Origin of the sequence: Methylibium sp. T29 (assembly GCF_000576205.1) — a bacterium.
Classification (GTDB): Bacteria; Pseudomonadota; Gammaproteobacteria; order Burkholderiales; family Burkholderiaceae_C; genus Methylibium; species Methylibium petroleiphilum.
Genome location: NZ_AZND01000021.1, coordinates 21,542 through 31,782, shown reverse-complemented (window position 1 = coordinate 31,782; position 10,241 = coordinate 21,542). Strand labels below are relative to the sequence as shown.

Sequence of the window (10,241 nt, the reverse complement as noted above, 5' to 3'; positions counted from 1 at the left end):
GCTGGCGGTGCTGAGCCTGCAGCCGCGACGTGGCGGCGAGCAGTTCCAGGGGGAAGCCGGTCGGCCGGCGCGAAGCCTCAAGAAGCAGTACCAGGCCGCCGCCGTCCCGGCCTGGGCGCGTGGCGGTCCGCTGCTGTACGGCGGTGATGGGCGGTTGCTGTTCGTGCCCGGCCTGGGGGTTGACGCCCGGGCGATGGCCGCGCCCGGCGAGCCGCAGCTCGCGCTGCGCTGGGAACCGCTGCCGACGGGCTGAGCGGTCCGGAGCACCCGGGAATGCCGCGCCGGCCGGCTAAAATGCCGGGCTCGCGGCGCCGGGCACCCCGCCCAACCGACTTTCCCGCCGCGGCTTTTCTCATGGCACTGATCGTTCACAAGTACGGCGGCACGTCGATGGGCTCGACCGAGCGCATCCGCAATGTCGCCAAGCGCGTCGCCAAATGGGCGCGCGCCGGCCACCAGATGGTGGTCGTGCCCTCCGCGATGAGCGGCGAGACCAACCGGCTGCTCGGCCTCGCGAAGGAGCTGTCGCCCGCATCGCACACGCCGCAGCTGGCGCGCGAGCTCGACATGATCGCCGCCACCGGCGAGCAGGTCTCGGTCGGCCTGCTGGCCATCGCGCTGCAGGCCGAAGGCCTGCAGGCCGTCAGCTACACCGGCTGGCAGGTGCCGGTCCGCACCGACAGCGCCTACACCAAGGCGCGCATCGAGAGCATCGACGACGTGCGTGTGCGCGCCGACCTGGCCGCTGGCAAGGTGGTGGTCATCACCGGCTTCCAGGGCATCGACGGCGACGGCCACATCACCACGCTGGGCCGTGGCGGCTCGGACACCTCGGCGGTGGCGGTCGCGGCGGCGATGAAGGCCGCCGAGTGCCTGATCTACACCGACGTCGACGGCGTCTACACCACCGACCCGCGCGTCGTGCCCGAAGCCCGGCGCCTGTCGGCGATCAGCTTCGAGGAAATGCTGGAGATGGCCAGCCTGGGCTCCAAGGTGCTGCAGATCCGCTCGGTCGAGTTCGCCGGCAAGTACCGCGTGCCGCTGCGCGTGCTGTCGAGCTTCACGCCCTGGGACATCCCGCTCGACGAGGAAGCGAAGTCCGGCACCCTGATCACCTTTGAGGAAGACGAGAACATGGAACAAGCTGTCGTGTCGGGCATCGCCTTCAACCGCGACGAGGCGAAGATCACCGTGATGGGCGTACCCGACAAGCCGGGCATCGCGTTCCAGATCCTCGGCCCGGTGGCCGAGGCCAACATCGACATCGACGTGATCATCCAGAACGTCTCGCACGACGGCAAGACCGACTTCTCCTTCACCGTGCACCGCAACGACTACGCGCGCACGATGGAACTGCTGAAGGGCACCGTGCAGCCGGTCATCAACGCGGCCCAGGTGCTGGGCGACCCGAAGATCTGCAAGGTCAGCATCGTCGGCATCGGCATGCGCAGCCACGTGGGCGTGGCCAGCCGCATGTTCCGCGTGCTGTCGGAGGAGGGCATCAACATCCAGATGATCTCCACCTCCGAGATCAAGACCAGCGTCGTGATCGACGAGAAGTACATGGAGCTCGCGGTGCGCGCGCTGCACAAGGCCTTCGACCTCGACGCGCCGGCCGCCGTGCCTGCGGCATAATCCATCCCGTGCTGGAGTCGTGACCGAGAGGCCGAAGGTGCTCCCCTGCTAAGGGAGTATGTGAGCTAAAACTTGCATCGAGGGTTCGAATCCCTCCGACTCCGCCAACAGAATTTGGCCGGTTTCCCAAGTGACTGATTCACAAGGGAAACCGCACCAAACCTCACTGTCCGGCCTATCCCCATCGTTCTGAGTGTGATCCCGAGGTGTGACCCCCGGGGCCGATAATCAGGGCGATGACGGTGAGAGACCAGACCAATTTGGTGACGCGAGACCGCGTCTACTACTTCCGCAAGAAGGTTCCCAGCGACTTGGTCGCGCACTATGGCAAGGCGTCCATTGGCCTGAGCCTGCGGCAGTTCCCCGACAAGACCGACGCGAAGAGGGAAGCGCGTCGCCTCGCGGACCACTACGAAGCGGAGTTCGCGGTACTGCGCGGACAGCTCACCGCCCCTCTCCGGCCTCTGACTGCCGACCTCGTGCCCAAGCTGGCCGCAGCCCTGGAGGCGCATGTCCTGCGCGCTGACGATGCCGCGAGGGTGGACGGCCTCGATGAGGCAGCCTTCGCCGAAATGGCCGAAGCAACAGCCGACGAATTGCAGGCCTGCCGCGCTGCCTATGGAGGTGGGCCAAACCAGATTTCTCTCGAAACTCCCTCCGCGTCGATCCACGACCCTTCCAGATTGGGTCCGACCTCACGAAGGCTGCCCCGCGTCGTCTGGATCCATTTCTCTTCCTCTTCGTTCAAGGTGGGAGGCAGAAACAGTTCACCATTTTGCGCGCTCCGAAACCACAGCTTCGGCTTGAGCTGCATTTCGCCTTCAGCCTCTGTGACTTCGGCTAAGACTGCGGAGCGATCCTCTGGGGTCTTTCCCCACCAATGAACCATCAGTTCGTCCGGCCGATCTGAATCTCGACAAAGCATTGCCTCGGCTTTGTCCCCGTCGGCGCCTGTATCGACTATTCCGAAAAGCTGTAGCAAGGCGGTCTCCTCCCCGAGCGCTGGGCGATCAACTTGCCGCGGACCTCGGTTCGCATCATACTGTGTATTCATCCAGTATCAATCCAGCTTCGCAATGGACACCCTAACCGCATCCGAGTGGCTGCAACGCTGCGCAGACCGCCTGCGGCGCCAGTGGCCAACCATCCCCACAGCAGACCTTGAAGACACAGCAAAAGAGCTTCAGGCCGACCGCCGGCTCCGACAGATGAGCCCCGAGGCAGCCGCCGTCGAGTGGCTGCGCCAGGGCGTGCTTCGTACGGAATGACTGGCCGTATTGGACGACGTGGGCAGGCTTTGTCGCGAGAAGGCGCGGCTGGTCCTCCCGTAGAGTTGTTGCATGCACTCTCCGTACACCACCGATGTCCTAGCCCACTTCGTAGGGCGTGCATCGCCGAACGATCACAACGAGAACTTCAGGAAGCTGGCATTGGTCCTTGAGTCGGGCCAGGTTTCGTATGCGCCGCACACCAAGGAGGCCGACAAGGTCAGCCATGTGATCGACCCGAGCAAGCGGCTCGACACGGAGGAGTTGATCGTGCCCACGGTGACGTGCTTTGCCGACATTCCCGATAGCTCTCTGGGAGTGCACGTGTCGAAGTACGGCCGCTTCGGCGTTGGCTTCCGCCGTGACTTCGTCATCAGGGCCGGCGCGCGTCCCGTCACCTACGTGCCATGTTCTCCGACGAGTGGCAGTATGCGCTCAACGGACGCGGGTTGCTGCAGGACATGCGCGCGATCTACCTAGGTTTCCGAAACCACTATGAGGCAAGGATTCCGCCCGATGGCATGCCTGTCGCAAGGACCTTGGGACGGCAGCCGTCCAACGAAGACGAAGCCCTGCGTGCGGTTAGGTCCCTACTGGAGAAAGACTTCCTTGCATTCGTCAAACCATTCAACTCCGAGTTGGCCGCATCGGACCCGGACAACTTCTACATGGAGCGCGAATGGCGGAAGTACGCGTACCTCCACTTCGAACTTTCCGATGTGGCGCGCGTGTGGGCGGCACCCGGCTACGGACAGTTGATTACTTCCCGATTCCCGGAACTGGCTGACCGAGTCTTTGAATTGGGGCGAAACGGCCTAACGATCATTAGTCGTCTGCGACGCCTGCACTGGATCCTCGTTGCCAAAATGCTCGCAGCCTCGTGATGAGTAGTCTTGGCCCATGTGTACCGCGGGGTCTCGTCCTGCGCTCGGCAGCCCTGTCGGAGCCCCGGATGTCTGGCCAAAAAATGTCCGGGGGTATTGGATTAGCGAGTCCTGCCCACTTCCCCCGTATCCCCCTCGATTTGCCGAGTGCCCGCAGCGCGCTCCCCACGCTCCCGTCTTGGCAACGCTCCCCGAACAGCACTAGTGCTCGCCGCTCAGGCATGGGAGCAGAAGGTACAACTTGGTGAGCAGGCTCGAGCGGAGGCCGCAAAGCTCACTGCGCCCGCACCACAAGTGACCGTTCGGCACTCGCAGCAGTCACAGCAGTCACAGCAGTCGAATCAATCGCAGTGCAGCAGCCTTGCCGCTCGGGCCGCGCAACTCGATGCCATGGCGCGGCAACCGCAGCCAGGGGCCACACAGGACAGGATTACAGCGGAGAAGCGGACTGTGAGAGATCAGTAGTACCGGCTGCGGTGCTGAAGGGCCTTCTGTGGGCAGTCGTTAATGAGATACGGCAGGGGGCATCCCAACCAGCAGACCACGCGCCGCAGCGCGATGTAGAAGGTCGTCGACTCGACCACCACCGCATCACCCGGCCGTGTCACGGCGTTGAGGAAGAGGTTCAGCGCCTCCATCGCACCGTGGATCGGCACGATCTCGTCGGTGGCCAAGTTCGATCGCCAGCACGCCGGCATCATCGACGGCGTCGTCGCGCACGCAGCGTCCGGCGTCGTCGAGCACGACGGCCCTCATGGCTTGAAGCGGCAAGCGCTCTCGGTGAGCCCCTTGGCCTCGAGGGTCTCCAGGCTGGTCAGATCCTGGCGATCGGCCCGATCGCCGCGACCCATTCGTGGATCTGAGTTGCGACGATCACGCCTTCGGTCGTGAATGGATCGGCGTCCAGGTAGCCCCTGATCTGTTCGCGATCACTCGCGCGGAAGATGATCAATGCGCCCGAGCCGTCACGCCAGGCTCCCCCTTCAACAATTGCGCCTCCCGCTGCCAGGCTTTTGATGTACTGCATGTGGCTGTCTTTGTGGCGAGCGACCTTCTCCGCATCGGCGGTGTAGGTCCAGAGAACGGCATAGGTGTTCATTCAGGAGGCCTGTGGGTGTGTGGGTTACTTCAACTGCTTGGAAACGAACTGCACGATCGCCTGCTGCAATTCGGCGCCGCGAGGAACCGCGCCGGACATCCAGAAGACGCCGTGGATCAGGCCGTCGAACCTGCGGACCGTCACAGGAACCCCCGCCTTGGCCAGCGCCTTGCCGTAGGCCTCGCCTTCGTCGCGCGCGGGGTCGAATTCGGCGGTCATCACCAGTGCAGGGGGCAGGCCGGTCAGGTCCTTGGCCATGATGGGCGATGCGTACGGGTTGACCGCGTCCGCATCGCTCGCCAGGTACTGCTTCCAGAACCACGCGACACCCGCCGACGTCAGCAGATACCCCTCTTCATTGGCTTTGCGGGAGGCGAAGTCGCCATCGCGCTGGATCACGGGATAGGTCAGGATCTGAGCCTTGATGGCCGGCCCCTTGCGATCACGCGCCATCATCGACACGACCGCCGCGAGATTGGCGCCGGCGCTGTCGCCCATGACGCCCAGACGGCTCGCATCACCGCCGTAGGTCGCGGCGTTGGCGCTGGCCCATTGGACTGCGGCGTACGCGTCGTCCGTCGCCGCGGGGAACCGGGCTTCCGGTGAAAGTCGGTAGCTCGCGGCAATGACCACGGCGCCGCAACGGTTCGCGATCGCCCGGCAGGGTTCGTCCACCACCGCGAGACTCCCACCGACCCAGCCGCCCCCGTGGAAGTACACGAGAACCGGCATAGGTGTCGGACCAGCGGGAACGAAGATCCGGTACTGGAGCTCACCTGCAGGCCCCTTCACCGTCAGATCGTGGACTTGCTTCACCTCCTCTGGCGGAGCCTGCAGGCCCACGAACGTCTCGATCGCGCCGCGCGCCTCGGCGATGGTCATCTGTTCGAACGACTTGAGGCCCTGCGCCTTGAGGGCATCCAGCAGTCCTTGTGCGTGTGCATCAACTGGCATTCGTACGTCTCCTTGAGTCAGTGAAGGTCAGCGTGCTGACGTGGCCAGCGCCGCTTCCCATAAGCCGACGGTCGAGGCGGGTTGCTCGACCATGGGGTAGTGACCTGCCTTGGCGATGCAACGCAAGTTGTGCCGGGGCAGCGCGGCGATCGTTGAGGACAGGTAAGCCGGCGTGACGAACGGGTCGTCTTCTCCGTACAGCAACTCGACGGGGCCGTCGTAGTTCTTCAACTCGGTCAGAAAATTGGCAGAGGTCCAGTTCGCGAGGTACGCGTCCCAGACGACTTGGTTCATCGTGGCGCGGTTGCGCACTGAAAGGTTGCGCAGGTCGACCGGTGCAATGCCCGGCGAGAGCGCCTTGACGATGCGTGTCGCCGGGTCAGCCCATGCGCTTTGGAAGTGGGCATAGGCATCTGCGTCGAGTGGCGTCCCTCCGGGCGACGCTGGGGTGACCGCGACCACCGAGCGGACGCGCTGGGGCGCCATCGTCGCGACCCGCATGGCCGTGGCGCCGCCCATCGAATGACCCACGACCGAAAACGAACTCCACCCGAGGCTATCGGCCGCCGCAAGCGCGGCAGCGGCCATATCGTCCAGGCTTGCAGCCGGCGCTTGGCGTCGATTCACTCCATAGCCCGGGAAATCGAAGTACGCGTAGCAGAACTGCGCCTGGTCGGTCAAAGCGCGGCTCGCCAGCCATACCCCGCTGTCGAGTGCCCATCCGTGAAGAACGAGCACACGATGCAGGCCAGAACCTTCGACCGCAGCAAGCTGATTCATACGCTCTCCATTGCACCAATCGGCAAACCAAGGGTGAGCGTCTTGGTGATCCACTTCGCTCGAAGTGGATTGAATGAAGCCGCTCAATTCCGCTATATTGGATCTGGATGGCGGCGACGGAAATGGCCAATCGCCTGATAGTGGATCAAGCATATGCAAATCGATCGCCGCGTGAGCAGTCAAGGCTTTGCCAGGCATCTGGGCCAATGGCGCCAAGGGATTCGTGGAAACCTCGCCTCGACGCTGGCGGAGCAAACGCGGCTGATGGTCCTGGACGGCCGACTTCCCGTGATGACCCGCCTACCTAGCGAACGTTCGCTGGCAGCGGAGCTGGCCATCAGCAGAACCACCGTAGCGGCCGCGTATGACCTTCTGAGGCAGTGCGGATTCCTGCAAAGCCAACAAGGCTCCGGGACATGGATTGCACTGCCTGAGGACGTGGACTCCAAAGCGACTGCGCCTTGGCTTCCAGGTGCAGCAAGAAGTGAGCTGGATCTTTCCCATGCCGCTCTGAGCGCGCCCGTGGAGGTGTTCCATTCCGCGATGGCCGAGGCCACCAGCCAGCTTTCAATTCACCTGCGCGGACACGGCTACAACCTGCTCGGGTTGCCCAAGCTGAGGGAGGTCGTCGCCGCACGGTTCTCGGCACGAGGCCTTCCCACCCATGCAGGCAGGTGTTGATAACGAGTGGCGCCCAACAGGCGCTCAGCCTCGCCATCATGGCTTTCGCGGACCACGGGTCAAAGGTCATTGTTGAGCACCCGACTTACCCCAATGCCCTCGACGCCATCCGTCAGCGGGGCGCCCGTCCGGTTCCGGTGCCCTTCAACGAAGGGAAGTGGGACCTCGACCTGATCGCGTCCACCATGCGAGATTCCGGAGCGCAACTGGGCTATTTCGTTCCGGACTTTCACAACCCGACCGGCCTCTGCATGTCTCCCGCGGACCGCAAGCAGCTTGTCCTTGCAGCACATCGAACGCGGACGCCCCTGATCATCGACGAGACACTTGTTGAACTCGGCATCGAACACGACGCACCGGAACCGACGGGCGTCTACGGCTCCGACGAAGCGACGCCCATCGTGACGATTGGATCGGCGAGCAAGATCTTTTGGGGCGGAATACGCGTCGGGTGGCTGCGCGCCCCGGCTGCCGTCATTCGCAAGGTGGCGGGTCTTCGTCCTCCGCTCGACATGTCGAGTCCGATCCTCGAGCAGCTGATCGTCGCCTCACTGTTCCCCCGGTTGCACGAAGTGGTCGCGCATCGCCGACAAGTGCTTCGCACCGCGCGCGACGAGATGGTCTCTCAGCTGAACAACCACATTCCTGAATGGCGTCCGACGAGGGCGCTCGGCGGACTTAGCCTTTGGGTCGATCTACAAGAGCGAATCTCGTCGCGCTTCGTCAGTGCGGCAGGCCACGCAGGAGTCCTTCTTTCAGCTGGCCCGAGGTTTGGAATAGACGATGCATTCGAGCGTTTCGTTCGCTTGCCCTTCACCGTGCCGACGGAGACGAGCAATGAAGCGATTCGTCGACTGGCCGAAGTTTGGCGTGCGATGCATTCGCAATCGCCGGCAGGAGATGTTCGCCGAGGCCCCAGGCTTCCGATCTAAGGACTGTCTGAAAGACCTTGCCGTTTGGGCGCATCGGAGCTGCACTCAGGCTGGCATGCCGTGATCCGGCCCTGACTGTCCTGTTGAGCGGGTTGGGCGGCCTGCGGGATGTGAGTTTGGCCCCTTTGATGACCCTGCGCCGCATCGCTGGCGCTCTCACCCCTGGGCCTCGAGCACTTGCCGCCGAGCCATCCGCAGATTGCTCAGCGCGACAGCATCGTCATCTGCGCAGTGTTCTTGGCCAGACACCGGGCGGGATCGGGGGAATCGTCGGGGAGTGGCGCACTCGATGGCATCGAAACGACGTACTTACTGGCGTTACAACGAACGTAGCGAACCCTCCGACCCGCCGGGCGAGGCGATCAGCCGGCGGCAGCGTCGGCCCGTCGGACCTGCGCCTTCAGCGCGAGCAGCGCGCCGGCAGCGATCCCGGTCACGGCCAGCACCGCGCCGGCCGACAGCATGGCCAGCCCGGTCACGCCCTGTCCTACGGAGCAGCCCATCGCGGTCACCCCGCCGACGCCCATCAGCACGCCACCCAGCAGGTGGTCCCGCAACTCGGCGGCGTTGCTGAAGGACTCCAGCCGGAACTCGCCGCGCGCGCGCGCCGACAGGTGGCTGCCGAGCAGGACCCCCGCGGTCAGCATGACGCCGAAGCTCAGCCGTGCGTTCTTGTCCGTCCAGTAGGTGAGCAGGTCCAGCCCATGCGCGATCGGAGCGATGAAGGTCAGCGCCTCTGGCCGTCGCGATTGCGTTCCCTGCCAGGCGGGCTCCAGCGTGTCCGGGTGCTCGGGCAGGAAACCGATGAGCCGGTGAGCAGCCACGCGGCGGGAACCAGCAGCCCGATCACCACGCCCGCGCTCCAGTCCAGCAGCGTCAGGTCGGCCCGGCGCCGCCACAGCCACGCGGCGGCCAGGGTCACCAGCAGCAGCAGCACGCCGGTGCGCAGCGCGCCGGCCGAGGCGGGCACCCAGGCGGCCAGCAGCGAACCCAGATCCTGCGGGCCGGACAACTGCAGGCCCCAGGCGTCCACGGTCCTCACGCGGCCCTCGGCGAACACGCCGCGCAGCGTCATCTGCGCGGTCACCGCCGCGACCAGCAATGTCACGATGGCTCGCAGGTTGCCGGTTCCCGCCTTGACTAGGCTGCGTTGCGGACACCCGGCCGCGAGCACCATGCCGTACCCGAACAACAGCCCGCCGGCGAGGTAGGACGACCAGAGGAAGCGGTCGCTCCAGGCGATCGTGCGTTCGGGCTGGAACGACGTGAGGCCGATGACCGCCTGGGAACCGAGAGCGGCCACCACGACCACCAGCACCCACACCATCATCCGCGAGCGCCCGCCGTAGATGAACCAGTCGGCGATCGCGCCGCGCACGCAGAAGCGTGAGGCCTGTCCGGCCGCGCCGAGTACCAGCCCGATGAGCAGGGCTCCCCACACCACGAAGTGGGTCGCTGTGTCCGGGGCGAGGGGCAGGTTCATGGCGAAGGGGCGGAAGCAGGGAGGAGCGCTGGAGGGCGACGGGCGGACATTGTGACCGCAGCGCGTCCGCGCCGCCTTGTCGGGCCGGGGCGGCATGGCGCGTGGCCGGTCTCCGCGTAAGTCCGGATGGATGCGGTCCTGTCGATCTATATATTTGTTGTTGCAGATATTCAAATAAATGCATACGAATCTTCCGTCCCATGCAACCGATGCCGCGCAGGTGTTCGAGAGGGCGGCCGAGCTGTTCGGCCTGCTGTCGTCGCCGCTGCGGCTGCGCATCGTCGGTGAGCTGTGTCGCGGCGAGCTCAATGTGGGGCAGCTGCAGGAACGCATCGGGGCGACGCAATCCAACATGTCGCAGCACCTGTCGGTGCTGTACCGCGCCGGCGTCGTCGCGAGGCGTCGCGACGGGGCCCAGGTGCACTACCGCATCAGCCACACCGGCGTGTCGGCCATCTGTCGCGAGGTCTGTATCGACATCGCGATCCGGGATGGCCTGGACTGATCCGCAACGCAGGCCCTGCC

At 64.9% G+C, this 10,241-nt stretch carries 13 protein-coding genes and 1 tRNA gene; 8 read left to right on the top strand and 6 right to left on the bottom strand.

The genetic code is table 11. The annotated features are described in order from the left end of the window. The 5 genes from tilS to x551_RS05255 form a co-directional block, all read left to right on the top strand. Positions 1–253 (top strand): tRNA lysidine(34) synthetase TilS (tilS, locus tag x551_RS05275; protein WP_036247749.1); only part of this gene is annotated, 253 nt, incomplete at its 5' end. 101 nt (positions 254–354) lie between these two features. Then, positions 355–1,635 carry an aspartate kinase gene (locus tag x551_RS05270; RefSeq protein WP_036231489.1) on the top strand — a complete coding sequence of 427 codons (1,281 nt, stop codon included), beginning with the start codon at positions 355–357 and terminating at the stop codon, positions 1,633–1,635. Between the two features lie 13 nt (positions 1,636–1,648). Then, positions 1,649–1,742 (top strand) — tRNA-Ser (locus x551_RS05265). A 129-nt stretch (positions 1,743–1,871) separates the two neighbouring features. Beyond that, positions 1,872–2,519: a DUF6538 domain-containing protein gene (locus x551_RS05260; RefSeq protein WP_036247746.1), complete on the top strand. Its 648-nt coding sequence runs from the start codon at positions 1,872–1,874 to the stop codon at positions 2,517–2,519. Between the two features lie 791 nt (positions 2,520–3,310). Continuing rightward, complete coding sequence (locus x551_RS05255; protein WP_036231492.1) at positions 3,311–3,787, top strand: hypothetical protein; 477 nt, start codon at positions 3,311–3,313, stop codon at positions 3,785–3,787. A 458-nt stretch (positions 3,788–4,245) separates the two neighbouring features. Here x551_RS05255 and x551_RS28105 read toward each other — a convergent pair whose 3' ends face one another. The 4 genes from x551_RS28105 to x551_RS05235 form a co-directional block, all read right to left on the bottom strand. Then, positions 4,246–4,461: a hypothetical protein gene (locus x551_RS28105; RefSeq protein WP_310732218.1), complete on the bottom strand. Its 216-nt coding sequence runs from the start codon at positions 4,459–4,461 to the stop codon at positions 4,246–4,248. Positions 4,462–4,601: 140 nt separating this feature from the next. Further along, positions 4,602–4,886 (bottom strand): YciI family protein, encoded by a 285-nt coding sequence (locus x551_RS05245; RefSeq protein WP_011830033.1) that lies wholly within the window; start codon positions 4,884–4,886, stop codon positions 4,602–4,604. 24 nt (positions 4,887–4,910) lie between these two features. After that, on the bottom strand, positions 4,911–5,840 hold the full coding sequence (locus tag x551_RS05240; protein ID WP_036231494.1) for an alpha/beta hydrolase: 930 nt from the start codon (positions 5,838–5,840) through the stop codon (positions 4,911–4,913). 27 nt (positions 5,841–5,867) lie between these two features. Next, a complete protein-coding gene (locus x551_RS05235; protein ID WP_036231495.1) occupies positions 5,868–6,620 on the bottom strand; it encodes an alpha/beta fold hydrolase in 753 nt (250 codons plus the stop codon). 153 nt (positions 6,621–6,773) lie between these two features. On the opposite strand from x551_RS05235, the gene x551_RS24070 reads away from it, so the two are divergent. Both x551_RS24070 and x551_RS05230 read left to right on the top strand, forming a co-directional pair. Further along, a complete protein-coding gene (locus x551_RS24070; protein ID WP_081771219.1) occupies positions 6,774–7,301 on the top strand; it encodes a GntR family transcriptional regulator in 528 nt (175 codons plus the stop codon). A 38-nt stretch (positions 7,302–7,339) separates the two neighbouring features. Then, positions 7,340–8,233, top strand: a complete 894-nt coding sequence (locus x551_RS05230; protein WP_231497589.1) for a PLP-dependent aminotransferase family protein — start codon at positions 7,340–7,342, stop codon at positions 8,231–8,233. 362 nt (positions 8,234–8,595) lie between these two features. On the opposite strand, the gene x551_RS25005 is transcribed toward x551_RS05230, so the two are convergent. Together x551_RS25005 and x551_RS25000 are read right to left on the bottom strand one after the other, a co-directional pair. Further along, entirely contained in the window at positions 8,596–9,057 is a 462-nt protein-coding gene (locus x551_RS25005; RefSeq protein WP_152543418.1) for a YeeE/YedE thiosulfate transporter family protein, read from the bottom strand. After that, the gene (locus x551_RS25000) at positions 8,961–9,716 is read right to left on the bottom strand and encodes a YeeE/YedE thiosulfate transporter family protein (RefSeq protein ID WP_161727970.1); all 756 of its coding nucleotides are present in this window, start codon (positions 9,714–9,716) and stop codon (positions 8,961–8,963) included. The genes x551_RS25005 and x551_RS25000 overlap by 97 nt, the downstream gene beginning before the upstream one ends. Before the next feature lie 178 nt (positions 9,717–9,894). Here x551_RS25000 and x551_RS05220 point away from each other — a divergent pair, with 178 nt between their 5' ends. Then, positions 9,895–10,221, top strand: coding sequence for a metalloregulator ArsR/SmtB family transcription factor (locus x551_RS05220; RefSeq protein ID WP_011830027.1), 327 nt, complete (start codon positions 9,895–9,897; stop codon positions 10,219–10,221). Positions 10,222–10,241 lie beyond the last annotated feature (20 nt).